This window comes from Pseudomonas sp. A (assembly GCF_056270345.1).
Window position 1 is genome coordinate 3550977 of record NZ_CM149873.1, and the last position, 23190, is coordinate 3574166.

The 23190-nt window shown below is 67.6% G+C and carries 27 protein-coding genes; 17 read left to right on the plus strand and 10 right to left on the minus strand.

The genetic code is table 11. The annotated features are described in order from the left end of the window. The first annotated feature begins 19 nt into the window (after nucleotides 1–19). The 14 genes from AC0MAZ_RS15855 to AC0MAZ_RS15920 all read left to right on the plus strand — a co-directional run bounded on the left by AC0MAZ_RS15855 (nucleotide 20) and on the right by AC0MAZ_RS15920 (nucleotide 10552). The gene (locus AC0MAZ_RS15855) at nucleotides 20–661 is read left to right on the plus strand and encodes a SurA N-terminal domain-containing protein (protein ID WP_475858462.1); all 642 of its coding nucleotides are present in this window, start codon (nucleotides 20–22) and stop codon (nucleotides 659–661) included. A gap of 240 nt (nucleotides 662–901) precedes the next feature. Beyond that, a complete protein-coding gene (locus AC0MAZ_RS15860; protein ID WP_232855124.1) occupies nucleotides 902–1435 on the plus strand; it encodes a response regulator in 534 nt (177 codons plus the stop codon). A gap of 54 nt (nucleotides 1436–1489) precedes the next feature. Further along, nucleotides 1490–3289 carry a GspE/PulE family protein gene (locus tag AC0MAZ_RS15865; protein WP_475858464.1) on the plus strand — a complete coding sequence of 600 codons (1800 nt, stop codon included), beginning with the start codon at nucleotides 1490–1492 and terminating at the stop codon, nucleotides 3287–3289. After that, on the plus strand, nucleotides 3270–4052 hold the full coding sequence (locus AC0MAZ_RS15870) for a hypothetical protein (RefSeq protein WP_203646728.1): 783 nt from the start codon (nucleotides 3270–3272) through the stop codon (nucleotides 4050–4052). The genes AC0MAZ_RS15865 and AC0MAZ_RS15870 overlap by 20 nt, the downstream gene beginning before the upstream one ends. 1 nt (nucleotide 4053) lies before the next feature. After that, nucleotides 4054–4596: a pilus assembly protein gene (locus AC0MAZ_RS15875; protein ID WP_475858466.1), complete on the plus strand. Its 543-nt coding sequence runs from the start codon at nucleotides 4054–4056 to the stop codon at nucleotides 4594–4596. Beyond that, a complete protein-coding gene (pilO, locus tag AC0MAZ_RS15880; RefSeq protein WP_203646726.1) occupies nucleotides 4583–5134 on the plus strand; it encodes a type 4a pilus biogenesis protein PilO in 552 nt (183 codons plus the stop codon). The genes AC0MAZ_RS15875 and pilO overlap by 14 nt, the downstream gene beginning before the upstream one ends. Then, a complete protein-coding gene (locus AC0MAZ_RS15885; protein WP_475858467.1) occupies nucleotides 5134–5640 on the plus strand; it encodes a hypothetical protein in 507 nt (168 codons plus the stop codon). Before pilO ends, AC0MAZ_RS15885 begins: the two co-directional genes overlap by 1 nt. Beyond that, entirely contained in the window at nucleotides 5637–7514 is a 1878-nt protein-coding gene (locus AC0MAZ_RS15890) for a secretin N-terminal domain-containing protein (protein ID WP_203646724.1), read from the plus strand. Before AC0MAZ_RS15885 ends, AC0MAZ_RS15890 begins: the two co-directional genes overlap by 4 nt. After that, nucleotides 7511–7984 (plus strand): type II secretion system protein, encoded by a 474-nt coding sequence (locus AC0MAZ_RS15895; RefSeq protein ID WP_232855119.1) that lies wholly within the window; start codon nucleotides 7511–7513, stop codon nucleotides 7982–7984. Before AC0MAZ_RS15890 ends, AC0MAZ_RS15895 begins: the two co-directional genes overlap by 4 nt. Before the next feature lie 5 nt (nucleotides 7985–7989). Then, the gene (locus AC0MAZ_RS15900) at nucleotides 7990–8364 is read left to right on the plus strand and encodes a type II secretion system protein (RefSeq protein ID WP_096050074.1); all 375 of its coding nucleotides are present in this window, start codon (nucleotides 7990–7992) and stop codon (nucleotides 8362–8364) included. Further along, nucleotides 8339–8860: a type II secretion system protein gene (locus AC0MAZ_RS15905; protein WP_475858469.1), complete on the plus strand. Its 522-nt coding sequence runs from the start codon at nucleotides 8339–8341 to the stop codon at nucleotides 8858–8860. Before AC0MAZ_RS15900 ends, AC0MAZ_RS15905 begins: the two co-directional genes overlap by 26 nt. After that, nucleotides 8857–9252, plus strand: coding sequence for a curli production assembly/transport protein CsgE (gene csgE, locus AC0MAZ_RS15910; RefSeq protein WP_203646718.1), 396 nt, complete (start codon nucleotides 8857–8859; stop codon nucleotides 9250–9252). The genes AC0MAZ_RS15905 and csgE overlap by 4 nt, the downstream gene beginning before the upstream one ends. Further along, nucleotides 9249–9668, plus strand: a complete 420-nt coding sequence (locus tag AC0MAZ_RS15915) for a curli assembly protein CsgF (RefSeq protein WP_050705917.1) — start codon at nucleotides 9249–9251, stop codon at nucleotides 9666–9668. Before csgE ends, AC0MAZ_RS15915 begins: the two co-directional genes overlap by 4 nt. Before the next feature lie 32 nt (nucleotides 9669–9700). Continuing rightward, nucleotides 9701–10552, plus strand: a complete 852-nt coding sequence (locus AC0MAZ_RS15920) for a CsgG/HfaB family protein (protein ID WP_186735546.1) — start codon at nucleotides 9701–9703, stop codon at nucleotides 10550–10552. A gap of 132 nt (nucleotides 10553–10684) precedes the next feature. Here the strand turns inward: AC0MAZ_RS15920 and AC0MAZ_RS15925 are convergent, their stop codons facing one another. Further along, a complete protein-coding gene (locus tag AC0MAZ_RS15925; protein ID WP_232855117.1) occupies nucleotides 10685–11098 on the minus strand; it encodes a winged helix-turn-helix transcriptional regulator in 414 nt (137 codons plus the stop codon). Nucleotides 11099–11277: 179 nt separating this feature from the next. Between AC0MAZ_RS15925 and AC0MAZ_RS15930 the strand changes: the two genes are divergently transcribed. After that, nucleotides 11278–11781 carry an ester cyclase gene (locus tag AC0MAZ_RS15930; RefSeq protein ID WP_475861444.1) on the plus strand — a complete coding sequence of 168 codons (504 nt, stop codon included), beginning with the start codon at nucleotides 11278–11280 and terminating at the stop codon, nucleotides 11779–11781. A 130-nt stretch (nucleotides 11782–11911) separates the two neighbouring features. Here the strand turns inward: AC0MAZ_RS15930 and AC0MAZ_RS15935 are convergent, their stop codons facing one another. Next, the gene (locus AC0MAZ_RS15935; RefSeq protein ID WP_475858471.1) at nucleotides 11912–12886 is read right to left on the minus strand and encodes a polysaccharide deacetylase family protein; all 975 of its coding nucleotides are present in this window, start codon (nucleotides 12884–12886) and stop codon (nucleotides 11912–11914) included. 108 nt (nucleotides 12887–12994) lie between these two features. Between AC0MAZ_RS15935 and AC0MAZ_RS15940 the strand changes: the two genes are divergently transcribed. Together AC0MAZ_RS15940 and AC0MAZ_RS15945 are read left to right on the plus strand one after the other, a co-directional pair. Then, the gene (locus AC0MAZ_RS15940; RefSeq protein WP_475858472.1) at nucleotides 12995–13876 is read left to right on the plus strand and encodes a LysR family transcriptional regulator; all 882 of its coding nucleotides are present in this window, start codon (nucleotides 12995–12997) and stop codon (nucleotides 13874–13876) included. A gap of 198 nt (nucleotides 13877–14074) precedes the next feature. Then, on the plus strand, nucleotides 14075–15643 hold the full coding sequence (locus tag AC0MAZ_RS15945; protein ID WP_475858473.1) for a sensor domain-containing diguanylate cyclase: 1569 nt from the start codon (nucleotides 14075–14077) through the stop codon (nucleotides 15641–15643). 215 nt (nucleotides 15644–15858) lie between these two features. Here the strand turns inward: AC0MAZ_RS15945 and AC0MAZ_RS15950 are convergent, their stop codons facing one another. The 8 genes from AC0MAZ_RS15950 to AC0MAZ_RS15985 all read right to left on the minus strand — a co-directional run bounded on the left by AC0MAZ_RS15950 (nucleotide 15859) and on the right by AC0MAZ_RS15985 (nucleotide 23097). Then, nucleotides 15859–16818, minus strand: a complete 960-nt coding sequence (locus tag AC0MAZ_RS15950; protein WP_475858475.1) for a ribonuclease Z — start codon at nucleotides 16816–16818, stop codon at nucleotides 15859–15861. Nucleotides 16819–16940: 122 nt separating this feature from the next. Then, entirely contained in the window at nucleotides 16941–17741 is an 801-nt protein-coding gene (gene hpaI, locus AC0MAZ_RS15955; RefSeq protein ID WP_232855112.1) for a 4-hydroxy-2-oxoheptanedioate aldolase, read from the minus strand. 135 nt (nucleotides 17742–17876) lie between these two features. After that, a complete protein-coding gene (gene hpaH / locus AC0MAZ_RS15960) occupies nucleotides 17877–18680 on the minus strand; it encodes a 2-oxo-hept-4-ene-1,7-dioate hydratase (RefSeq protein ID WP_203646706.1) in 804 nt (267 codons plus the stop codon). Nucleotides 18681–18687: 7 nt separating this feature from the next. Further along, complete coding sequence (locus AC0MAZ_RS15965; RefSeq protein WP_232855110.1) at nucleotides 18688–19098, minus strand: 5-carboxymethyl-2-hydroxymuconate Delta-isomerase; 411 nt, start codon at nucleotides 19096–19098, stop codon at nucleotides 18688–18690. Nucleotides 19099–19109: 11 nt separating this feature from the next. Continuing rightward, nucleotides 19110–20033 carry a 3,4-dihydroxyphenylacetate 2,3-dioxygenase gene (gene hpaD, locus AC0MAZ_RS15970; RefSeq protein ID WP_203646703.1) on the minus strand — a complete coding sequence of 308 codons (924 nt, stop codon included), beginning with the start codon at nucleotides 20031–20033 and terminating at the stop codon, nucleotides 19110–19112. Between the two features lie 156 nt (nucleotides 20034–20189). Beyond that, a complete protein-coding gene (gene hpaE / locus AC0MAZ_RS15975) occupies nucleotides 20190–21650 on the minus strand; it encodes a 5-carboxymethyl-2-hydroxymuconate semialdehyde dehydrogenase (RefSeq protein WP_203646701.1) in 1461 nt (486 codons plus the stop codon). Further along, nucleotides 21647–22426 carry a fumarylacetoacetate hydrolase family protein gene (locus AC0MAZ_RS15980; protein WP_254463564.1) on the minus strand — a complete coding sequence of 260 codons (780 nt, stop codon included), beginning with the start codon at nucleotides 22424–22426 and terminating at the stop codon, nucleotides 21647–21649. The genes hpaE and AC0MAZ_RS15980 overlap by 4 nt, the downstream gene beginning before the upstream one ends. Beyond that, the gene (locus AC0MAZ_RS15985; protein ID WP_475858477.1) at nucleotides 22423–23097 is read right to left on the minus strand and encodes a fumarylacetoacetate hydrolase family protein; all 675 of its coding nucleotides are present in this window, start codon (nucleotides 23095–23097) and stop codon (nucleotides 22423–22425) included. Before AC0MAZ_RS15985 ends, AC0MAZ_RS15980 begins: the two co-directional genes overlap by 4 nt. Between the last annotated feature and the right edge of the window lie 93 nt (nucleotides 23098–23190).

A 23190-nucleotide genomic window follows, 5' to 3' on the forward strand; every position in this document is an offset into this window, starting at 1 on the left:
CTTTCAGGAGTGGATGACCATGCGCGTACTGATTGCCTGCCTGCTGTCACTGCTTGCCCTGGCAAGCCACGCCGACACGCCGGCGGCGCGGGTCAATGGCGTGGACATCGGCGTGCTGCGTCTGGAGCGCTACTTCAGCGAATACCTGCAGGCCCAGGGGCGGGCGGTGGCGAGCATCCGCAACCCCAACCTTTACCAGCGCCTGCGCGAGCAGGCCCTGGATGAACTGATCGACAAGGAGCTGCTATGGCAGGAGGCCAAGCGCCAGGGCGTCGAGATCAGCGAGGCGCAGCTGACGGCCCGAATCGGCGAGGTGGAGGTGGCCTTCGGCAGTCCCGCGGTGTTCGAGCGCCGCCTGGAGGAGGCGGGCTTCGATCGGCGCAGCTTCGCTGACTACACTCGTCAGGAGATGGCCGCCCAGCAGGTCTACGCCCGGCTGACGGCGGTGGTCGAGCCCAGCGAAGCCGAGGTCGCGGCCTTCCATCAGGCCAATCGGCAAAGACTGCAAGGGATGCAGAACCAAAGTGATAATACTTCTGTCTTACCTGAACACGGCCTGCGCCTGGCCAGGGCAGCGCTCGTCGCGCAATTGCAGGCCCAGGCGCGTCAAGCGGTGCGCCAACGTTTGCGTGATTCCGCTACAGTGGAGCGCGGCGATTGAAGCCGCGCCAGGGCGTTCCCCCACTGTTGGGGAATGCCCCAAAGGCAAAGTGCCATCAGCTTCCCCGGTTGTGGGGGGACGGCCTGCCGGCACGGCTTGAAGTGGATTGAAAGCAACAACGATATCAATGACTTGAAAGCGGTGCGCAATGACTTTTCATGCCTGGCACGAAGCCTGCTCAAGCCTCTACAAGGCCGCACTTCGCAGACCGGGAAACCGGGCAGTTCATGGGAGTGGACCTTGGTGAACAGAGTATTGGTAGTCGATGACGAACAGACCCTTGCGCAGAACCTGCAAGCGTATCTGCAGGCGCAAGGCCTGGAGGTCCATCTCGCCCATGACGGTGCCAGCGGCATCGATCAGGCCGAGAACCTGGCACCGGACGTGATCGTGCTGGATTACCGCTTGCCCGACATGGAGGGGTTTCAGGTCCTGGAGACCGTGCGCAGGAACAGGTCGTGTCATTTCGTGCTGATCACCGCCCACCCGACCGCCGAGGTCCGTGAGCGCGCCGCCGAGCTGGGTGTGACCCATGTCCTGTTCAAGCCGTTCCCGCTGATGGAACTGGCCCGCGCCGTCTTCGACCTGATGGGCATCGAGCGCCAGCGCAGGAGCACCGACCAGCCGGCCACGGGGTTCGTCGAACGACGCCAGAACAGGAACGAGTCGTTCCCCTTGCAGTTGTACGATGGCAGCTGGGTCCTGGCCGACCGCCGACGCAACGGCGCCAGGCCAGGCGAACCTGACGACGAACAACTGCTCACCGGGGAATAGCGGCGCCCAAGGTCCCCCGGCCTGCGGCGCCGCCCCTGAGCGGAGTCGCAGGCCATGTCCCAGGCAATCGATACAACCTCGGAAGATCCGCTGTCGGTACCGGCCTCTTCGCGGGTAAACCCGCTCCCACTGGGCCCCCATGCTTTCCGCCATTGCGCCGAACCTGTGGGAGCGGGTTTACCCGCGAACGGGGCACAGGTGCTTCCAGGCTATTCCCGCGACCTCCTGGCCCAGGCCCGCCAGCAAGCCGGCGAAGAGCGCCTGCTGGCCTGCCTGGAGCGCCTCTGCAGCGACACGCCCGCCACCTTCACCCAGCGCCTGGCCGCCACCCTGCATTACCCGGCACTCGCCACCCAGACCCTGTTCGCCTGCGCCCCGGCCTTCGACCAGGTCAGCCTGGCGCAATGCCTGAAGCGCGAATTCGCCCTGGTCGAGCACAACGGCGAGCGGGTCGGCGTGTTCGCCGACCCCTTCGACAGTGCCCGCCTGGCCTGGATCGACGACTGCCTGCAGGGCGCGCCGCTGTACCTGGTCCACGCCGCCGACCTGGCCGCGTTCCTGGCCCGCCACGAAGAGAGCTTCCACGCCGTCGACGCCCTCGGCCACGACGCCGAGGCCGGTGGCGAGGCCGACCCGCTGCAGCGCCTGTCGCTGACCAGCATCAGCGAAGACCAGAGCCGGGTGGTCAAGCTGGTCAACTCGACCCTGTACGACGCCCTCAAGCTGCACGCCAGCGACATCCACTTAGGGATGACCGGCCAGGGCCTGACCATCAAGTACCGCATCGACGGCGTGCTCAACGGTGCCGGCAAGGCCAGCGGCAGCGCCTTCGCCGAGCAGGTGATCTCGCGCATCAAGGTCATGGCCGAGCTGGACATCGGCGAGAAGCGCGTGCCCCAGGACGGGCGCTTCAAGGTGGCCATCGGCGAGCGGCAGATCGACTTTCGCGTCTCGATCATGCCGAGCATCTTCGGCGAGGACGCGGTGCTGCGGGTGCTGGACAAGCAGGACCTGTCCGACCAGGTCAGCGGCGTGCAACTGCAGGCGCTGGGGTTCGAGGAGCACACCCTGCGCGCCCTGCGCCGCCTGGCCAGCGAACCCTACGGCATGATCCTGGTCACCGGGCCCACCGGCAGCGGCAAGACCACCACGCTGTACGCCATGCTCAGCGAGATCAACCATGGCGTCGACAAGATCATCACCATCGAAGACCCGGTCGAGTACCAGCTGCCCGGCGTGCTGCAGATCCCGGTCAACGAGAAGAAGGGCCTGACCTTCGCCCGCGGCCTGCGTTCGATCCTGCGCCATGACCCGGACAAGATCCTGGTCGGCGAGATCCGCGACCCGGACACCGCGCAGATCGCCGTGCAGTCGGCGCTCACCGGGCACCTGGTGTTCACCACCATCCACGCCAACAACGTGTTCGACGTGATCGGCCGCTTCAGCCAGATGCAGGTCGACCCCTACAGCTTCGTCTCGGCGCTCAACGCCGTGCTGGCCCAGCGCCTGGTACGCCTGGCCTGCCCGCATTGCGCGGTGCCCTGCGAGCCCGACGACGAACTGCTGGCCGCCTCGGGCCTGGCCCGTGACGCGGTGGCCGGCTGGCGCTTCGTGCGCGCCCAGGGTTGCGGCCAGTGCCGTGGCAGTGGCTACCGCGGGCGCAACGCCATTGCCGAGCTGCTGCACCTGGACGACGACCTGCGGCAGATGATCGTCGAACGCCGCCCGCTCGCGCAGATCAAGCAGCTGGCCTGCCAACGCGGTCTGCGCCTGCTGCGTGCCTCGGCCCTGGACCTGGTCCGCAACGGCCGCACCACACTCGAGGAGATCAACCGTGTCACATTTATCGCCTGATCGGTATTGCGCCGTACTCGGCGCCGAGGGTGTCGGCCTGGGCCGCTGGCACGGTCATCAACACCAGTGGCTGGGCAGTCGCGCCTTCAACTGCGACGCCGCCCAGCCGGCCTGGGCCGCGGCCCTGGAGGCCCTGGCCGGCCTGCTCGACGAGCACCCGGCACGCGGCGCGCAACTGCGGGTGCTGCTCTCGGCCCGCTACAGCCGCTTCTGCCTGGTGCCCTGGAGCGACGCCATAGGCACCCCGGGCGAGCTGGACAGCTACGCCCGGGCCTGCTTCGAACATCTCTACGGCCAGGCCCTGGACGATTGGCGCATCGTCCTGTCGCCGGAGCCGGCAGGCGCCGCGCGCATCGCCACCGCGCTGCCCGAGGCGCTGCTCCAGGGCCTGCAGGCCCTGGGCCGGGAAAGCCGGCTGAGCCTGCGCTCGGTGCAACCTTACCTGATGGCCGCCTACAATCGCTGCTCGGCACAGCTGGCCCAGGGCGACTTCCTGTTCGTGCTCGCCGAGCCGCGCCGCAGTGTGCTGCTGCTGGCCGCCGGCGGCGCCTGGCAACAGGTGCTGGCCCAGGGCTGCGCCGACAGCGACCAGGCCCTGCAGGCGCTGATCGAGCGCACCTGCGAGCTGTACGGCGAGCAGCTGCCGCGGGTGTACCTGCACGCGCCGGGACGCACGGCGGCCTCGCAGCTGGCGGCGGTGCAGCTGTGCGCGCCTTGCGCCGAGGCCGACCCGCTGTGCGCCATGTGGCGGGCGGTGGCCTGACATGCGCCGCCTCGACCTGGAATTCCAGCCCCGTCACAACAGCCCCCTGGCCTGGTCGCTGCTGGCCCTGGGCGGCGCCGTGCTGGCAGTGCTGGTGCTGGCCCAGCAGCAACTGGTGAGCGAGCAGGTGGACCTGGAAGGCCGCGTGCACCAGCTCGAACTCAAGCTCGGCCGGCGCCCGGCCACCGCCGCCGTGCAGAGCAGCGCGGTGATCCGCGAGCAGGCCGAGCGCCTGGCACAGATGCGCAGCGTCTCGCAGCAACTGCAGCGGCCCTGGCAGCAACTGTTCGCCATGCTCGAGGCGATGCCCCAGGAAGACGTGGCGTTGCTCAGCCTCACCCCAGACGCACGCAAGGGCCAGGTCCGCATCAGCGCCGAGGCGCGCAACCTCGAGGCGATGCTGCAGTACCACCAGCGCCTGGAGCGCAGCGCCGAGCTGTCCGACGTGTCGCTGCTCAACCACGAAGTGCTGGCCGGGCAGGCCGAGCATCCGGTGCGTTTCAACCTCACCGCCACCTGGGAGACCGGCCATGCGCGTCCCTAGCCTGATTGTCCACGAAGCGCTGCGGCGCCTGGGCCGGGCAGGGCTGGCGGCGCTGCTGGTTGGCGCCCTGGCGCTGGCCATCGCCCTGGCCGGGGTGCTGCCGCACTGGCAGGCGGTGCGCGAGCTGCGCGCCAGCGAGGCCGATGCCAGTGCCCAGGTGCAGCGTCTGGCGCGTGGCGAGCTGAAGGTCCAGGCCCGACCCGAGCAGCAGGCCCTGGACGAACTGCGCCAGCAGTTGCCCGGCCAGCCCCAGGCCAGCGAGCTGATCGAGCGCCTGTACCACCTGGCCAGCGCCGAGCGCATCAGCCTGTCCCGCGGCGAGTACGCCCTGGGGGTGGACCCCAGGACCCAGCTGGCGCGCTACCAGATTGTCCTGCCGGTGCGTGGCAGCTACCCGCAGATCCGCGGCTTCCTCAAGGCACTGCTCGGCCAGTTGCCGACCCTGGTGCTGGAAGACCTGGAGCTGCAGCGCAAGCGGATCGGTGACAGGGAACTGACCGGTCGTGTGCGCATGACCCTTTACCTGTCGAGGTCGTGATGAACACTCAGCGTGCGGTGATGTGGGCCGGGTTCCTCGGGGTGAGCGCCGCGCTGGCGTGGGCGCCGGGGCACTGGTTCGGCCTGGAGGACGAGGTGGCCCCTTTCGCGGGTAAACCCGCTCCCACAGGGTCCCGGGATGCAGCTGACCCTGTGGGAGCGGGTTTACCCGCGAAGAGGCCGGAACAGGCTTCCACAGACCTGTTCCCCAGCCAGCAATGGAGCCCACCCCAGGCCCTGGCCACCGTCACCGAGCAACCCGTGGTCACCGCCCCGGTGGCCGCCGCGCCCACCGCGCCGACACTGCCGTTTCGCTTCATCGGCCGCATGGGCGAGCGCGACGACCTGCAGATCTTCCTGCAGAGCGGCGACAAGCTCTACGTCGTGCGCCAGGGCGACGTGATCGATGACACCTACCGTCTGGACCACGTCTCGGCCACCGAGCTGAGCCTGGTCTACCTGCCACTGCACCAGCCACAGACCCTGTCTGTCGGGAGCGCCCCATGAAATCGTCGAAGTTGTGCAAGCCTGCACCGTTCATGCTCCTGGCCCTGTGCGTGGCCATCGGCGGATGTGGCTCGAGCGCCGCGCGCAAGGACAGCCAGGAGCTGATCAAGGAAGGCCAGTACGAGGCCGGGATCGCCCGCCTGGAAGAGGCCCTGCGCGAGGACCCGCGTGACACCGAACTGAACATCGCCCTGGCCCACGGCCGCCAGGCCGCGGTCGAGGCGCTGCTGACCCAGGCCGACAGCGACCGCGTGCGCCACGACTTCGCTGGCGCGCGCATGGGCTACGGCCGGGTGCTGACCATAGAGGCCAACAACCGCCGTGCCCAGGAAGGCATCCGCCAGCTGGAGCTGATCCGCACCCTCGACGATCGCGTCGCCCTCGGCCAGGCGGCGTTGCGCCAGGGCGACCTGTTCGGCGCCGAGCGCTACATGCGCGAGGTGCTGCGCCTGGATCCGCAGAACCAGAAAGGCCAGATGCTGCGCAGCGACATCGAGAACGTCCAGGCGCGCACCGCCACGCCGTACCCGCAGCTGCGCAGCAAGCTGGAGCGCCCGGTGACCCTGGAGTTTCGCGATGCTGACCTGAAGACCATCTTCGAGGTGCTGGCCCAGGTCGCCGGGATCAACTTCATCTTCGACAAGGACCTGCGCCCGGACATGAAGGCCACCATCTTCGTGCGCGAGGTGCGCATCGAGGACGCCGTGGCCCTGCTGCTGGAGCAGAACCAGCTGCGCCAGAAGATCGTCAACGACAACACCCTGCTGATCTACCCGGACTCGCCGCAGAAGACCAAGGACTACCAGGAACTGGTCATGCGCACCTTCTACCTGACCAGCATCGACGCCAACACCGCGCTGAACATGGTCAAGACCATGCTCAAGACCCGCGACGTGTTCGTCGACGAGCGCCTCAACACCCTGACCATGCGTGACACCCCCGACGCCGTGCGCATGGCCGAGAAACTGCTGCAGTCCCAGGACCAGTCCAACCCCGAGGTGGTGCTGGAAGTGGAGGTGATGGAGGTGGCCACCTCGCGCATCCTCGACCTCGGCCTGCAATGGCCCAACACCTTCGGCGTGCTGACCAGCGACGGCAAGTCGGTGAGCGTGCTCGACCAGCTGCGCGGCATCGACTCCAGCCGGATCAGCATCTCGCCGGCGCCGCAGGCCAAGATCAACGCCCAGGACAAGGACATCAACACCCTGGCAAGCCCGGTGATCCGGGTCAGCAACCGCGAGCAGGCGCGCATCCACATCGGCCAGCGGGTGCCGATCATCAGCGCTACCTCGGTGCCCTCGACCCAGGGGCCGGTGATCACCGAGAGCGTCACCTACCTGGACGTCGGTCTCAAGCTCGAAGTGCAACCTACCGTGCACCTGAACAACGAGGTGGCGATCAAGGTGGCCCTGGAAGTGAGCAACGCCACGCCCCTGGAGGCGACCCGCCAGGGCACCATCCCGGTCCAGGTCGACACCCGCAACGCCCAGACCAGCCTGCGCCTGCACGACGGCGAGACCCAGGTGCTGGCCGGGCTGGTGCGCAACGACCACAACGCCAGCGGCAACAAGATCCCGGGGCTGGGTGACATTCCCGGCCTGGGCCGGCTGTTCGGCAGCAACAAGGACGACATGAGCAAGTCCGAACTGGTGCTGGCGATCACCCCGCGCATCGTGCGCAACCTGCCGTACCAGAGCCCGTCGGACATGGAGTTCGCCACCGGCACCGAGTCGGCCCTGCAGGTGCGCCAGTTGGCCCAGCCGGTGCCGGCCAGCGCGGTGCCCACCGAGGTGCCGGGCAGCGAGTCGCAGGAGGCGCCGCTGGTGGAAGGGCAGATGGCCGTGGTGCCCGCCAGCCCGAGGCCACGGCCATGACACGCCGCCAGCAGGGCTTCAGCCTGATCGAGGTGGTGCTGACCCTGGCGCTGCTCGGGCTGCTCGCCAGCATGGCCGCGCCACTGACCGAGACCGTGGTGCGCCGGGGCAAGGAGCAGCAACTGCGCGAGGCCCTGTACCAGATCCGCGACGCCATCGATGCCTACAAGCGCGCCTTCGACGCCGGCTACATCGAGAAGCGCCTGAACGGCAGCGGCTATCCACCGAACCTGCAGGTGCTGGTGGACGGCGTGCGCGATGTGCGCAGCGCCAAGGGCGCGAAGTTCTACTTCCTGCGGCGCATCCCCCACGATCCGCTGCGCGCCGCCAAGGCCGACGACCAGGGCGGCTGGGGCCTGCGCGCCTACGACAGCGCGGCCGACAACCCGCGCGAGGGCGAGGACGTGTTCGACGTCTATTCCACGGCCGCCGGCAAGGGCCTCAACAACGTTCCCTACGGGCAATGGTGACGGCGATGAAACCGAGCAAGGGCTTTACCCTCATCGAACTGCTGGTGGTGATGGCGATCATCGCCACCCTGATGACCATCGCCATGCCGCGCTACTTCAACAGCCTGGAGGCCTCCCGCGAGGCCACCCTGCGCCAGAGCCTGGCGGTGCTGCGCGAGGCCCTGGACCACTACTACGGCGACACCGGGCACTACCCCGATTCCCTCGATCAGCTGGTGGAGCAGCGCTACCTGCGCAACACCCCGGTCGACCCGATCACCGAGCGCCGCGATGCCTGGCAGCTGGTGCCGCCGCCCGAGGGCGTGGCTGGCGGGGTGGCCGACATCAAGAGTGGAGCCAGCGGGAGGGCGCGTGATGGCAGCCTCTATGCCGAATGGTGAAACCGGCTTCACCTACCTGGGCGTGCTGCTGCTGATCGCCGTCAGCAGCGTGGCCCTGGCGGCCACCGGCACCCTGTGGGCCACCAGCGTGCAGCGCGAACGCGAGCGCCAGTTGTTGTGGGTGGGCGGCCAGTACGCCCAGGCCCTGCGCAGCTACTATCGCGCCTCGCCGGGCCTGGCCCAGTACCCGCAGGACCTGGGCGAGCTGGTGGAGGACAACCGTTTCCCGGCGCCGCAGCGCCACCTGCGCAGGCTCTACCCGGACCCGGTCGGCGGCGGCGAGGCGTGGGGCCTGCTGCGCGCGGTCGATGGCCGTATCACCGGGGTGTACAGCCGCTCCGAGACCGCGCCGCTCAAGCGCAGTGGCTTCGACGCCCAGTGGAGCGCTTTCGAAGGGCTGGAACACTACAGCGACTGGCAGTTCGTCGCCGAGCAGGCCTTTGCCGAGAGTGCCGGCGGCGCCCGTCAACACGCAGGCCCGGGAGAGGCGCCATGAAACGCCTGGCCACGTTGCTGTGCCTGTGCCTGGCCCTGCTGCAGGGTCAGGCCCGGGCGGGTGCCGAGGACGAGATGATGGGTTTCATCGTCGACAACACCATCTCGCACATCGGCCACGACTTCTATCACGCCTTCAGCGACCGGCTGCGCGCCACCAGCCGGCTCGACTTCAACCTGGTGGTGCGCGAACGCCCGGATGCCCGCTGGGGCAGCCTGGTGACGGTGGAATACGAGCGCGAGGTGCTGTACCGGCGTTTCCTGCCGCCTAACACCACGCAACTCAACGACGAGGCCATCGCGGCCGCCGACCTGGTCAGGCAACAGATCATCCAGCGCAAGCTGCAACGACTGCTGCAGGACACAACCGATCTGGAGAGGGACGAGCTATGAGCACCCATCTTGCACGACGCATCGCCGCCTGCCTGCTGGCTGCCGGCCTCGGTGGCCAGGCCCTGGCCACCGAGTTGGTGTACACCCCGGTCAACCCGTCCTTCGGCGGCAACCCGATCAATGGCACCTGGCTGCTGAACAACGCCCAGGCGCAGAACGACTACGACGATCCCGACCTCAAGGACCGCAGCTCGGCATTCGCCGGCACCTCGGCCCTGGAGCGCTTCAGCAACCAGCTCGAGTCGCGCCTGCTCGGGCAACTGCTGGACAACATCAGCAACGGCAACACCGGCAGCATGTCCACCGACGCCTTCCTGATCGACGTCATCGACGACTCGGGGGCGCTGAGCATCAAGGTCACCGACCGGGCCACCGGGGAAGTCTCGATCATCGAGGTCAGCGGCCTGAACCCCTGAGAGGGACGGGTCTTTACTGGGGAGAGAACGCCATGAAACGCCTGCTGAGCACACTGCTGGTCCTCGCCGCCCTGGGTAGCCTGCCAGGCTGCGGCCTGCGCGAGCCGATGCCCGCCGAACAGGACCCCGAGACCCCGACGCTGACGCCGCGGGCCTCGACCTACTACGACCTGGTCAACATGCCTCGGCCCCGCGGCCGGCTGATGGCGGTGGTGTACGGTTTCCGCGACCAGACCGGGCAATACAAGCCGACCCCGGCCAGTTCGTTTTCCACCAGCGTCACCCAGGGGGCGGCGAGCATGCTGATGGACGCGCTCAACGCCAGCGGCTGGTTCGTGGTGCTGGAGCGCGAGGGCCTGCAGAACCTGCTGACCGAGCGCAAGATCATCCGCGCCTCGCAGAAGAAGCCCGACGTCGCGGAAAACATCCAGGGCGAGCTGCCGCCGCTGCAGGCGGCCAACCTGATGCTCGAGGGCGGCATCATCGCCTACGACACCAATGTGCGCAGCGGCGGTGAGGGCGCCCGCTACCTGGGCATCGGCCTGTCCCGCGAGTACCGGGTCGACCAGGTCACGGTCAACCTGCGGGCGGTGGACGTGCGCACCGGCCAGGTGCTGGCCAACGTGATGACCAGCAAGACCATCTACTCGGTCGGGCAGAACGCCGGGGTGTTCAAGTTCATCGAGTTCAAGAAGCTGCTCGAAGCCGAGGTGGGCTACACCACCAACGAACCGGCGCAGCTGTGCGTGCTGTCGGCCATCGAAGCCGCGGTGGGCCACCTGCTGGCCCAGGGGATCGAGCGGCGGTTGTGGCAGGTGGCGGGGGATGGGGCGGGGGACAAGGCGGTGCTGGACAAGTACCTGAGTCAGTATCAGCAGCCGTAAGTCGAGGTTACGCGCTTGCCTGTAGGAGCGGCCTTGCGCCGCGAAAGGGCCGCACAGCGGCCCCGGGATTTGCGCGCTAATGCAAAGATCGGCGGGGCTGCTTTGCAGCCCTTTCGCGGCACAAGGCCGCTCCTACAGGGGAAGTGCATTGCGGGGGGATCCTGGGTCCGGCCTCTTATCGTAGCGTTGCCGAGCTTGAACTATCGCCGGCATGTTCGACTCCGCCCAATGCGCCAGTTGTTCCACCGTGCCGCCCAGTGTCGCGCCCAGTTCGGTCAGGGCGTATTCGACGGTGGGCGGCACGGTCGGGTGTACCTGGCGTTCCACCAGACCATCGCGCTCGAGCCTCTTCAGGGTCTGCGACAGCACCTTCTGCGAGACCCCGGCGATATCCCGGCGCAGCTGGTTGAAGCGCACCCGCTCGCCGGCGCTGAGGCGGTCGATGAGCAGCAGCACCCATTTGTCGGCCAGCCGATCGAGCACCAGGCGTGCCGGGCAGTTCGGGGCAAAGACGTCGTAGGCCGGGCATTCGCGGTAGTGGGCCATGGGTTACTCCAGGGTAATCAGGTGAGTGAAAAGTGCCTTCTTGAGCGCTTGGTCGGGGCTGGTTAGGCTGTTGTCCATGGTTCGCGGCCGCGCCATGCCCCCTTGTAAACGCACTGAAGGAAATCAGGATGAACACCGAAACCAAGGCTTCGGCGCTGCGTGCCGCCCGCTGCATCTCCATGCTGCTGCTGACGGCGGCGGCCAATCTGGGCAACGCCAGTGAGCTGGTGACGCCGGCCACGCTGGTGGTCGACCAGAGCCTGCCCGAGGCCCAGGCGCAGCAGCAGATCCTCGCCGCCCGCCGCTACGACACCTTCTGGAACACTGGCGACGAGGCCATGGCCCGCGCCGCGCTGGCCGCCGACTTTCGCGACAACACCCTGCCGCCGGGGCGGGTGCAGGGCGTCGAAGGGCCGCTGAAGGCTTCCCGGGCATTCCGCGCGGCGGTGCCGGACCTGCGCTGCGAGGTGCTGCAGATGATCGTCGCGGGTGACCGGGTCACCGCGGCATTGCGCTTTACTGGCCATTTCACCGGCACACTGGGCGAGCACCAGGGTCAGGGCCAGGCCATCGACTTCATCGCCATGGACATCTATCGCATCGCCGATGGCCGTATAGCCGAGGACTGGCATCTGGAGGACAACCTGGCATTCATGCGTCAGGCGGGGCTAGTGGGGCTGTAGGAGCGGCCTTGTGCCGCGAAAGGGCCGCGAAGCGGCCCAGCAATATCTGCCTTGAGGCTGAGATCCCGGGGCTGCTGCGCAGCCCTTTCGCGGCACAAGGCCGCTCCTACAGGTTGGGTCTGGCCTGCGATCAGCTGAACACCCGCGGCGGATTGACCGGCGCATCGCCCTGGGCCAGGGTCCAGCGGGCGATGTCGTCCTTGCGCATGAACGCCACCCCGGCATGGCTGCGGGCATAGGCGAAGAACTGGTCCAGCGCCCGCACCACGGTGGGCGTGCCGCCGATGCGGTCATGGGCCGACAGCGACATCAGCCGGCGGCGCTGGCGGCCTTCGGCGTACAGCACGTCGAATTCGTCCTTGAGCTCCTGCAGCAAGGCGGCGCCGGTCATCGCCGTGGACCCGGCGATGCGGCCGATGTCGTTGTTGCGCAGGGTGTAGGGCACCACGGCGAACGGCTTGCCGCGCACCGGGGTGATCGACGGCTCGTCGCGGGCCAGGTCGTCGATGTGGTAGAGGAAGCCCAGGTCCTGGAGGATATTCAGGGTTTCGCGGGAGTGGCGCATCCAGAACGCGTTGAAACCCAGCGGACGTTGCCCGGTGACGCGTTCGATTATGCCGCTGGCCTGCTGGTACTGGCGGCGCTCCTCGGCGGGCGTCAGGCTGTACTGGGGCGCCCAGTGCAGGCCGTGACCGGCGGCTTCGTGACCACGCCGGACCACCTCGGCCGCCAGCTCCGGGTAAGCTTCCACGGCCTTGCCGACCATGTGCGAAGTAACCTTGATGCCGTGCCGGTCGAACAGCGCGAGCAGGCGCGGCACGCCTTCCAGCGGGCCGTAGCGGTACCAGCTGGGGGCGATGGTGTCGGGGTAGCGTGGGTCCAGGGGCGGGAAGGGGCTTTCGGCATGCTCCGGCTGCCCACCCGATTCGAACTGCAACGACACCGATATCACCAGTTGCGCGCCGTTGGGCCAGAACGCCTTGCCATCGCCGCTACCTGGCGTCGTCCCGTTGGTGCTGCCTGGCTCGCTCGCCAGTGCCGCGCCCGCCGCCACGGCGATGCCGCCGGCAAGGGTGCCTTTCATGAAGTCTCTTCTGCTGGTCATCGGTTCGCTCCTGAGTGCGTGGGTTTCGATGCCGGGCAGTGTAATTAGCGAGAAAATCGCTAATAATCAGCCGAAAGACAAAATCATATTTCGGAAAAGTCGAAAGCCATGCTGGATCAACTGGCGTTGTTCCTCACCATCATCGAAAAGGGCAGCCTGTCGGCGGCGGGCCGTGAGCGCGGGTTGTCACCGGCCACGGTGTCCGAGCGCCTGTCGGCGCTGGAGGCGCATTACGGGGTGACGCTGCTGACCCGCAGCACCCGCTCGCTCAGCCTGACCGACGCCGGTCGGCTGCTGGCCGACGGCGCCCGGCGCTTGCTGGCCGAGGCCGACGAGCTGCAGAGCCAGCTGCGCCACGGCCAGCAGAAGATCTCCGGGCTGGTGCGCCTGAGCGCCCCGGTGGACCTCGGCCAGCACTGCATCGCGCCGCTGCTCGACCGCTTCCTTGCCGAACACCCCGAAGTGTCGATCGACCTGGACCTGACCGATGGCTACGTCGACCTCGTAGGGCAGGGCATCGACTTCGCCATCCGCTACGGCACATTGGCCGACAGTTCCCTGCGCGCCCGGCCCCTGGGCGACAACCGCCGGGTGGTGTGCGCCGCGCCCGATTACCTGGGCCGGCACGGCACACCACTGCACCCGGACGACCTGGCGCGGCACGACTGCATCGTCATGCGCTTCGGCATCCACACCGAGCGGGTCTGGCCGCTTCGCCTGGGCTCGGCGGCCTATCCGGTCAGCGTGCGCGGCCGGCGGGTCGCCAACAACGGCGAGCAGGTGCGGCGCTGGGCCCTGGCCGGGCATGGCCTGTGCCTGAAGTCGCTGCGCGATGTACGCGATGACCTGGACAGTGGCAGGCTGGTGGAGGTGCTGGGAGACTTCAGCGCCGGGCAGGTGGCGCTGCAGATCGTCTATCCGCCGACCCGGGTGCAGCCGAGGCGGGTGCGGGCGCTGATGGAGGCGATCGTAGAACAGCTTGGGTCATAGAGTCGAATGGTGCCTTGTAGGAGCGGCCTTGTGTCGCGAAAGGGCCGCAAAGCGGCCCCGGCAATCTTTGCTTAATGCTGACATCCTGGGGCCGTTGCACGGCCCTTTCGCGACACAAGGCCGCTCCTACAGGAGATAGACAGTGTCCTGGCTGAACTATAGTGATGGGCGGCTAGTGCGTGACGACAAGGGACTTTGATGGCAGCAGCCAGGAAACACACTGATGACAGCGTCTTCGCGGTGACCGGCGAGGGCCGCGCCGTGTCGTTGTTCCGCCTGGTGCTGGGTTTCATGGCGGTGGTGATGCTGGCGTTCGTGCTGATCGAGGGCTGGCGGATCTGGCGCGAGTACCGGCAGGCGTTCAGCGACGCCGAGAACGCGGTCACCAACCTGGCCAGGGCCACCGCCCAGCACGCCGAGGACGCCATCCGCCAGGTGGACGCGATCACCGCCGTCCTGGCCGAGCGCCTGGAAGGCGATGGCTTCGCCCATGTCGATCGACCGCGCCTGCACGCCCTGCTCAAGCAGCAGGTGAAAATCATGCCGCAGTTGCACGGCCTGTTCGTCTACGGCGCCGATGGCAGCTGGATCGTCACCGACAAGGACGCCGTGCCGCCGGGTGCCAACAACGCTGACCGCGACTATTTCATCTACCACCAGACCCACGCCGGTCACCAGGTGCGTATCGGCTCGGTGGTGCGCAGCCGTTCCACGGGCGACCTGATCATCCCCATCTCGCGGCGCCTGGACCTGCCCGATGGCCGCTTCGCCGGGGTGCTGCTGGGCACCATCAAGGTCGACTGGTTCGTGCGTTACTACGGTGATTTCAAGATCGATGAACGTGGCGCCCTGGTGCTGGCCAAACGCGACGGTACCATCCTCGTGCGCCGGCCGTTCGTCGAGCAGGTCATTGGCCGCAGCCTGGCGGGCAGCGAGATCTTCCGTCTTTACCTGCCCTACGCCAGCGAAGGCGTGACCGAAGCGGTGGCGGTGGTTGATGGCACCACTCGGCTGTATGCGTTCCGGGCGCTGTCCAGCTACCCGCTGGTGGTACAGGCGGGCTTGTCCCGCGAGTCGATCGTCGGGCCCTGGCGGCATGACATGATCAAGTCACTGGCCGTGCTGGTCCTGCTGCTGGTCGGCCTGGCCGGCTTCGGCTGGATCGTCCTGCGCCAGTTGCGCGAGCGCATCGCCATCGAGCGCGCACTGCACCAGGCCCACCAGACCCTAAAGGCGCTGGCCCTGAGCGACAGCCTGACCGGTTTGGGCAACCGCCGACGCCTGGACGCGGTGTTCGAGCCGGAGATCCGCCGGGCACGGCGCCAGGGCCGGCCGCTGGCCCTGGTGATGCTCGACCTGGACTACTTCAAGGCCTACAACGACCGCTACGGCCACCCGGCGGGCGACCAGTGCCTGCGGCGTTTCGCCGAGCTGCTGCGCCAGGCGCTCAAGCGCCCGGGGGACCTGGCGGTGCGCTATGGCGGCGAGGAGTTCACCCTGTTGTTGCCCGATACCGATGGCCAGGGCGCCAGCCAGATCGTCCAGGAGATCCTGCAGCTGTTGCGCCGGCTGGCCATCGAGCATGCCGGCAGCCCGCTGGGACACGTCTCGGCCAGTGCCGGTATTGCGGTGGGCGCGCCGACGCTGGAGACGGTGACCCCGGAGAACCTGATGGCGGCTGCGGATGCGGCGCTTTATGAAGCCAAGCGCCAGGGGCGGGATCGCTATTGCCTGGCGGGCAGCGTGGCGCAGCATCCGGCGCATTGAGGCCGCAAGGTCCAGCCTTTTCCAGGGGTTGAGAGTGGCGTCCGGCTTGGAGTTGCTGGGGCTGCCTTGCAGCCCTTTCGCGGCACAAGGCCGCTCCTACAGGCGATTGCGTCCCCCTGTAGGAGCGGCCTTGTGCCGCGAAAGGGTCGCAGAGCGACCCCGGCAATCTTGAATCGGAGCGTTGATATCCAAAAGGGGCTGGCCACAAGGCCTGCTCACTCCACCTCTACCAACACCCCATCACGGCCAAGCCGATAACGCTGCAGGTCCCGGGCCAGGGTCAGGTGCCCGTTGTAGTGCGCCTGCGCCTCTTCGCGTACCTCCTCGATGGAGCCACCACGCCCGCCGCCCGACTGGTAGCGAGCACTGAAATGCGTCAGCACCAGGTTCCTCACGCCCGCCGTTTCGGCGAAGCGCGCCACTGCGGCGGCGGTGCTGTGGCCGAAGGTCGCCTGGGCACGCTCGACCACCGGCTGGGTGAAGGTCGCCTCATGGACCAGCACATCCACGTTCGCCGCCAGCGTGCTCAACAGCTCCGGGCGGTCGTTGTCGCCGCAGACGATCATCCGCTGCGCCGGGCGCGTCGGTTGCAGGTAGGCCTGCGGGTCGAGCTGGCGTCCCTCGTGCTCGACAGTCCTGCCACGGGCCAGTTGCCCCCACAACGGCCCGGCGGGGATGCCGTCGGCCTGCAGGCGCTGGGTGTCCAGCCGTGGCTCTGGGTCACGCTCCTCGAACACGAAACCGTAGGACGGTACCCGGTGCGACAGCTCGACCACACCGATCTGCACATTGCCATGTTCCAGCCCGGTGAAGGTCTCGACCGGCTGCATCTGCAGCTCGAAGGGCAGGTAGGTATCGCTGACCGCCAGGCTCTGGCGCACCCAGGCCTGAAGCTCGGCCGGCAGCACTAGCTGTAAGGGTTCCTTGCGCCCCGACATGCCGGCACTGGCCAGCAGCCCCGGCAAGCCGAAGCAGTGGTCGCCGTGCACATGGGTGATGAGGATGGCGCGCAGGTCGCGCACCGACAGCGGGCTGTGCAGCAACTGGTGTTGGGTACCTTCGCCGCAATCGACCAGGTACCAGCCGGTGCCTGAGGATTCGATGACTGCGGTCGCACTGACGTTGCGGGCCTTGGTGGGCACACCGGAAGAGGTGCCCAGAAACTGCAGGTCCATTGCCTGACTCCTTGATTCGATGTTGTTGCGACCCCGCAGGACGAGGCGCGCGGAGGCTAGCATGGCACTGTCGCAGGGGCCAGTGTGCTCCCAACATCGAGCTTACGCGCTACCAGGCCGGACTAGTAGACACCGCCCTGGGCGCTGGCAGCGGCCCCGTCCTTGAACTTGCCCGCCAACGTCTGCAAGCCGCGCATCAGCACCGTGGTGTCGACCCCGACCGCGACGAACGCCGCGCCCAGCTCGATGTAACGGCGCGCCAGCGCCTCGTCGGCGCTGAGGATCCCCGCCGCCTTGCCGGCACGGCCGATGCGCACGATGGCGTCGTCGATGGCCGCCTGCACTTCGGGATGCCCCGGGTTGCCCCGGTGGCCCATGGCGGCGCTGAGGTCGGCGGGGCCGATGAACACGCCATCGACGCCTTCGACGGCGCAGATCGCGTCGAGGTTGGCCAGGCCTTCGCGGTTCTCCACCTGCACCAGCAGGCACATCTGTTCGTCGGCCTGGTCCAGGTAGTCGGGCAGGCTGTTCCAGCGCGACGCTCGTGCCAACGCGCTGCCGACGCCGCGCACGCCGTGGGGCGGGTAGTGCATCGCTCGCACCAGCTGGCGTGCCTGCTCGGCGCTTTCGACCATGGGCACCAGCAGGGTCTGCGCGCCGATATCCAGCAATTGCTTGATCAGCGCGGTGTCGCCGATCACCGGGCGCACGATGGGTTGGGCCGGGTAGGGCGCCACCGCCTGCAACTGGCCGAGCAGGCTGCGCAGGTCGTTGGGCGCGTGCTCGCCGTCGAGCAGCAGCCAGTCGAAGCCGGCATTGGCCGCCAGCTCCGCGCAGTACGGGTCGGCCAGGCCGAGCCACAGGCCGATCTGCGCCTGGCCAGCGCGCAGGCGTTGTTTGAAGGTGTTGATGGGCATGTCCATGGGCGGTCCTCGTTGAGCGTGTGGGGTCGCAGGTACACTGTGGGAGCGGGTTCACCCGCGAATGCGATGGTGATGCTGATGATGCTTTCGCGGGTGAACCCGCTCCCACAGGAATCTCTGCTGTCTGGGCAGGCGTCAGACGAATCGACAGGCGATCGAACCGAGTTGATCGTAGTCGACGTGGAAGGTGTCGCCAGGACGGGCGGCCACCGGGCGGGTGAACGAGCCGCCGAGAATGATCTGGCCGGCTTCGAGGCCCACGTCGTATGGCGCCAGCTTGTTGGCCAGCCAGGCCACGCCCTTGGCCGGGTGGTTGAGCACCGCCGCCGACACGCCGGACTCCTCGATCACGCCGTTGCGGTACAGCACCGCCGGCACCTTGCGCAGGTCGACGTCGCCCGGGCGCACGGCGCGACCGCCCATGACCACGCCGGCGTTGGCAGCGTTGTCGGAGATTGTGTCGAACACCTTGCGGGTGGCGCCGCTGAGCGGGTCGACCTGCTGGATGCGCGCATCGATGATCTCCAGGGCCGGAATCACCCACTCGGTGGCGTCGAGCACGTCGAACAGGGTCACGTTCGGCCCCTTGAGCGGCTTGCCGAGGATGAACGCCAGCTCCACCTCGACCCGGGGCACGATAAAGCGCTCGAAGGGAATGTCGCTGCCTTCGTCGAACAGCATGTCGTCGAGCAGCGCGCCATAGTCCGGCTCGGTAATGTTCGAGGAGACCTGCATGGCCCGGGAAGTCAGGCCGATCTTGTGGCCGACCAGCTTGCGGCCGTCCTTGATCTTCTGCGCCACCCAGGCACGCTGGATGGCGTAGGCGTCCTCGATGCTGATCGAGGGGTGTTCCAGGGAGAACTGGCCGACCTGTTCGCGGGTGCGTTCGGCCTGGTCGAGGCGGGCGGCGGCTTGCTGGATGATGCGGGCGTCGAGCATGGAGACCTCAGGGCTGACGGGTGAACAGGGGATGCAGGCTGCTGTGCTTGGCGTCGTACACCTGCGCCTGGCTTTCATCGATCTGCAGGGTCAGCCCGACCGGGCGACGTTCCAGCAGCGCGTCCAACTGCCGACGCAGCACCGCCAGCAGCGCATCGCCGACCTGCCGGTGCACTGTGGCGCTGCGACCGCTGCCCATGCGCAGGTTGGCGTAGACGAAGCCGTAGTCGCCACGACCATCGGCGATCGCCGCGTGGGCGGCCGGGTAGGCCAGCACGCGGGTGCCGCCGGTGGGGAACACCTGGCGATCATGTTCGTCGCGCTGGGCGAGCATGCAGTCGGCCAGGGCGCGGCACAGGCCGGGCATATCGGCGTCGGCTTCGATGTCCGGGCTGTAGAGCAGGACCAGATGAGGCATGACGGTACTCCTTACAGGCGGCTGGTGGCGGTGACGCCGGCCGGGTTCGAGGCCTGGGCGGCGGGGATCGCGCTGCCGTCCTGCGGGGTGACCGGGAAGATCGCGTTGATCTGGCCGGTGCCGGAGGAGCCGAAGTACGGCGTCACCACCTCGGCCTTGGCGTCGTACTGGGACCAGCCCAGGGCGCCGAGCAGCATGGCGGTGTCGTGCATGAAGCCTTCGCCGTGGCCCTTGACTGCGTACTCGGGCAGCATCGCGCAGAAGTCGGCCCAGTCGCCGTCCTGCCACATGCGCACCACGCGGTGGTCGAGGGTCTCCAGGAACGGGCTCCAGACCTTGGTGGCAAAGTCCGGGGCCTGGCCGTTCTGGGCGAAGCGGTGCGACAGCGAGCCACTGGCGAGGAAGGCCACGGTGCCGTCGTAGTGGTCCTCGACCGCCTTGCGCATGGCCCAGCCCAGGCGCGCGCTGTCATTGAGATAGTGCGAGGTGCACAGGGCCGAGACCGAGATCACCTTGAAGTGGCGGTCGGCGTTCATGTAGCGCATCGGCACCAGGGTGCCGTACTCCGGGGCCAGGGTGGTGGCGTCGTGGGCCATGGTCTCCACGCCCAGGCGGTTGCATTCCTCGGCAAGGATCCGCCCCAGCTCGGGGTTGCCGGGGAAGCCGTAGTCCATGTTGGCGATGAAGTGGGGCAGTTCGTTGCTGGTGTACAGGCCTTCGAAATGCGCGGCGCAGTTGATGTGGTAGTTGGCGTTGACCAGCCAGTGGGTGTCGAACACGACGATGGTGTCCACGCCCAGTTCACGGCAGCGCCGGCCGATCTCGTGGTGGCCGTCGATGGCCGCCTGGCGAAAGCCCTGGCGCGGGCCGGGCAGTTCGGACAGGTACATCGAGGGAACATGGGTGATCTTGGCGGCGAGAGCGAGTTTGCCCATGGTATGTCTCCTGTTGAAGGTTGTTGTTCTTGGTGTCCATGGCGAGGGCTGCGCCCTCGATTCGCGGGTAAACCCGCTCCCACAGGTTCAGCGCTGTTCCTGTGGGAGCGGGTTTACCCGCGAAGGGCTGCAAGGCAGCCCCGGCGATTGGAAGCGTTACACTCCCCAGCGCGGAATGTGATGGCTACCCATGGATATACACACGTTCTTGATCTCGGCGAAGACCTCGAAGCTGTATTGCCCACCTTCGCGCCCGGTACCCGAGCCTTTCACCCCACCGAACGGCTGGCGCAGGTCGCGCACGTTCTGGCTGTTGATGAACACCATGCCCGCTTCGATGCCACGGGCCAGGCGGTGGGCCTTGCCGATGTCCTGGGTCCAGATGTACGAAGCCAGGCCGTATTCGGTGTCGTTGGCCAGTTGCAGCGCCTCGGCCTCGTCCTTGAACGGGATCAGGCAGACCACCGGGCCGAAGATCTCTTCCTGGGCGATGCGCATCGAGTTGTTCACGTCGGCGAACACCGTCGGCTGGATGAACTGCCCCTTGGCCAGGTGCGCCGGCAGCCCGGCCGGACGCTCCAAGCCGCCGGCCACCAAGCGTGCGCCTTCCTCGAGGCCGATGCGGATGTAGCCGGTGACCTTGTCGTAGTGCTGCTGGGTGATCATCGAGCCGACCTGGGTCTGCGGATCGGTCGGGTCGCCGACGATCAGGCGCCTGGCGCGGGCGGCGAACTCGGCGACGAACTGCGGGTATACGCTCTCCTGGATGAAGATCCGGCTGCCGGCGGTGCAGCGCTCGCCGTTGAGCGAGAAAATGGTGAACAGCGCGGCGTCCAGGGCACGGTCCAGGTCGGCGTCTTCGAAGATCAGCACCGGCGACTTGCCGCCCAGCTCCATCGAGTACTTCTTCAGGCCCGCCGTCTGCATGATCTTGCGGCCGGTGGCGGTGCCGCCGGTGAAGGAGATGGCGCGCACGTCCGGGTGGCGCACCAGGGCATCGCCGGCGGTGGCGCCGTAGCCCTGGATCACATTGAGTACGCCATTGGGGATGCCAGCCTCGACCGCCAGGCGGCCCAGCTCGTTGGCGGTCAGCGGCGACAGTTCGCTCATCTTCAGCACCGCGGTGTTGCCCAGGGCCAGGCATGGCGCGGTCTTCCAGGTGGCGGTCATGAACGGCACGTTCCAGGGCGACACCAGCCCGCACACGCCCACCGGCTGGTAGAGGGTGTAGTTGAGCATCTGGTCGTCCACCGGGTAGGTGTGGCCGTCCATGCGCGTGCACACCTCGGCGAAGAAGTCGAAGTTGTGCGAGGCGCGGGGAATCAGCACGTTGCGCGTCTGGTGGATCGGCAGGCCGGTGTCCAGGGTCTCCAGTTCGGCCAGCTGCGGCACGTTCTGCTCGATAAGCTCACCCAGGCGGCGCATCAGCCGGGCGCGCTCCTTGGCCGGCGTGTTGGCCCATTTGGGGAAGGCTTGCTTGGCCGCGGCCACGGCCTGGGCGACTTCCTCGGCGCCGCCGCTGGCGACTTCGCCGATGGCTTCGCCGGTGGCCGGGTTGTAGTTGATGAAGGTGTCGCGGCTCTCGACTTCGCGGCCGTTGATCCAGTGCTTGATCATGCTGTTGCCTCGTGTGCTTTGCGGGCGAAGAACTCGGCTTCGCTGACGATTCGGTTGACCAGGCGACCAACGCCTTCTACTTCCACCACCACCTCGTCGCCCGGTACCACGTCGGCCAGGCCTTCCGGGGTGCCGGTGGCGATCATGTCGCCGGGCTGCAGGGTCATGAAGCTGGAGAAGTATTCGATCAGGTAGGGGATGTCGAAGATCATGTCGGCGGTGCTGCCTTGCTGTTTCAGCTCGCCGTTGATCCAGGTGCGCAGCGTCAGCTTCGACGGATCCGGCACGTCGGCGACGTCGACGATCCACGGGCCCACCGGGGTGGTGGCGTCACGGTTTTTCACCCGCAGGTTGGGGCGGTAGTAGTTCTCCAGGTAGTCGCGGATGGCGTAGTCGTTGCACACCGTGTAGCCGGCCAGGTAGTCGAGGGCGTCCTCGCGCCTGACGTTGCGCGCCGGCTTGCCGATCACCGCCACCAGTTCGCACTCGTAGTGCATGTACTTGACGTTGTCCGGGCGCCAGGTGACCTGGTCGTGCCCGGTGTAGGTGCCCGGCGACTTGATGAACGCCAGCGGTTCGGTGGGCGGGGTGAAGGCCAGCTCGGCGGCGTGGTCGGCGTAGTTCAGGCCCAGGGCGAACATGTTGCCGGTGGCCGGTGGCAGCCAGGTGACCTGGTCGGCATGGACCAGGCGGCCATCGGCCAGGCGCAGTTGCTGGTCGTCCTCGACGGTGACCTGATGGACCTGGCCGTCGAACTGGATACGGGCGTGCTTCATGGGGCGAGTCCTTGTTCGGCGACGATGGGGTTGGTCAGCTGGCCAAGGCCGTCGATCTCGACCGTCACCCGGTCGCCGGGCAGCACATCGACGCGGCCTTCGGGGGTGCCGGTGATCAGCACGTCGCCGGCATGCAGGGTCATGAACTCGCTGATCTCGGCGATCAGCCGGGCCACGCCGCGCACGCAGTTGGCGGTGTTGTTCTGCTGGCGCAGCTCGCCGTTGACCCACAGGCGGATGCCCAGCGCGTCGGGGTTGCCGACCTGCGCGGCCGGCACCAGCTGCGGGCCGATGGCGCAGAAGCCGTCGCGGCACTTGGCCTTGACCGCCGGACGGTAGTAGCTGTCCTCGGGCAGGCTGAACTCGTTGACGATGGTGTAGCCGGCCACATGCGCGAGGGCGTTTTCGACGCTGACGCGGCTGGCGTCCTTGCCGATCACCACGCCCAACGCGGGGCCGGGTTGCAGGCGCTCGACTGCCGATGGGTAGGTCACCGGGCGGGCATGCTCGTTGCGGGTGTTCGGGGTCTTGATGAACAGCACCGGTTTGACCGGCGGCTGCTGGTACGGCGCTTCATGGAAGGATGCCAGATGCTGCTGCAGCAGGCCCTGATAGTTCAGGGCGACGCCGAACAAGCTGCCGTTGGCGACCTCGTGCAAGGCACGGCTCATGCTTTTCTCCTGCGGTGATTGAGGCGACCAGGGGCGCCTCGTGGTGTTTTTGTTAATGTGTTAACGTTATATTTAATATGTTAACGATCGTCA

What these genes read in the sequence shown, in the direction of transcription:
- AC0MAZ_RS15855 (WP_475858462.1), top strand. Translation starts at nt 20, where the DNA reads ATGCGCGTACTGATTGCCTGCCTGCTGTCACTGCTTGCCCTGGCAAGC.
- AC0MAZ_RS15865 (WP_475858464.1), top strand. Translation starts at nt 1,490, where the DNA reads ATGTCCCAGGCAATCGATACAACCTCGGAAGATCCGCTGTCGGTACCG.
- AC0MAZ_RS15875 (WP_475858466.1), top strand. Translation starts at nt 4,054, where the DNA reads ATGCGCCGCCTCGACCTGGAATTCCAGCCCCGTCACAACAGCCCCCTG.
- pilO (WP_203646726.1), top strand. Translation starts at nt 4,583, where the DNA reads ATGCGCGTCCCTAGCCTGATTGTCCACGAAGCGCTGCGGCGCCTGGGC.
- AC0MAZ_RS15885 (WP_475858467.1), top strand. Translation starts at nt 5,134, where the DNA reads ATGAACACTCAGCGTGCGGTGATGTGGGCCGGGTTCCTCGGGGTGAGC.
- AC0MAZ_RS15890 (WP_203646724.1), top strand. Translation starts at nt 5,637, where the DNA reads ATGAAATCGTCGAAGTTGTGCAAGCCTGCACCGTTCATGCTCCTGGCC.
- AC0MAZ_RS15895 (WP_232855119.1), top strand. Translation starts at nt 7,511, where the DNA reads ATGACACGCCGCCAGCAGGGCTTCAGCCTGATCGAGGTGGTGCTGACC.
- AC0MAZ_RS15900 (WP_096050074.1), top strand. Translation starts at nt 7,990, where the DNA reads ATGAAACCGAGCAAGGGCTTTACCCTCATCGAACTGCTGGTGGTGATG.
- AC0MAZ_RS15905 (WP_475858469.1), top strand. Translation starts at nt 8,339, where the DNA reads ATGGCAGCCTCTATGCCGAATGGTGAAACCGGCTTCACCTACCTGGGC.
- csgE (WP_203646718.1), top strand. Translation starts at nt 8,857, where the DNA reads ATGAAACGCCTGGCCACGTTGCTGTGCCTGTGCCTGGCCCTGCTGCAG.
- AC0MAZ_RS15915 (WP_050705917.1), top strand. Translation starts at nt 9,249, where the DNA reads ATGAGCACCCATCTTGCACGACGCATCGCCGCCTGCCTGCTGGCTGCC.
- AC0MAZ_RS15920 (WP_186735546.1), top strand. Translation starts at nt 9,701, where the DNA reads ATGAAACGCCTGCTGAGCACACTGCTGGTCCTCGCCGCCCTGGGTAGC.
- AC0MAZ_RS15925 (WP_232855117.1), bottom strand. Translation starts at nt 11,098, where the DNA reads ATGGCCCACTACCGCGAATGCCCGGCCTACGACGTCTTTGCCCCGAAC.
- AC0MAZ_RS15930 (WP_475861444.1), top strand. Translation starts at nt 11,278, where the DNA reads ATGCTGCTGCTGACGGCGGCGGCCAATCTGGGCAACGCCAGTGAGCTG.
- AC0MAZ_RS15935 (WP_475858471.1), bottom strand. Translation starts at nt 12,886, where the DNA reads ATGACCAGCAGAAGAGACTTCATGAAAGGCACCCTTGCCGGCGGCATC.
- AC0MAZ_RS15940 (WP_475858472.1), top strand. Translation starts at nt 12,995, where the DNA reads ATGCTGGATCAACTGGCGTTGTTCCTCACCATCATCGAAAAGGGCAGC.
- AC0MAZ_RS15945 (WP_475858473.1), top strand. Translation starts at nt 14,075, where the DNA reads ATGGCAGCAGCCAGGAAACACACTGATGACAGCGTCTTCGCGGTGACC.
- AC0MAZ_RS15950 (WP_475858475.1), bottom strand. Translation starts at nt 16,818, where the DNA reads ATGGACCTGCAGTTTCTGGGCACCTCTTCCGGTGTGCCCACCAAGGCC.
- hpaI (WP_232855112.1), bottom strand. Translation starts at nt 17,741, where the DNA reads ATGGACATGCCCATCAACACCTTCAAACAACGCCTGCGCGCTGGCCAG.
- hpaH (WP_203646706.1), bottom strand. Translation starts at nt 18,680, where the DNA reads ATGCTCGACGCCCGCATCATCCAGCAAGCCGCCGCCCGCCTCGACCAG.
- AC0MAZ_RS15965 (WP_232855110.1), bottom strand. Translation starts at nt 19,098, where the DNA reads ATGCCTCATCTGGTCCTGCTCTACAGCCCGGACATCGAAGCCGACGCC.
- hpaD (WP_203646703.1), bottom strand. Translation starts at nt 20,033, where the DNA reads ATGGGCAAACTCGCTCTCGCCGCCAAGATCACCCATGTTCCCTCGATG.
- hpaE (WP_203646701.1), bottom strand. Translation starts at nt 21,650, where the DNA reads ATGATCAAGCACTGGATCAACGGCCGCGAAGTCGAGAGCCGCGACACC.
- AC0MAZ_RS15980 (WP_254463564.1), bottom strand. Translation starts at nt 22,426, where the DNA reads ATGAAGCACGCCCGTATCCAGTTCGACGGCCAGGTCCATCAGGTCACC.
- AC0MAZ_RS15985 (WP_475858477.1), bottom strand. Translation starts at nt 23,097, where the DNA reads ATGAGCCGTGCCTTGCACGAGGTCGCCAACGGCAGCTTGTTCGGCGTC.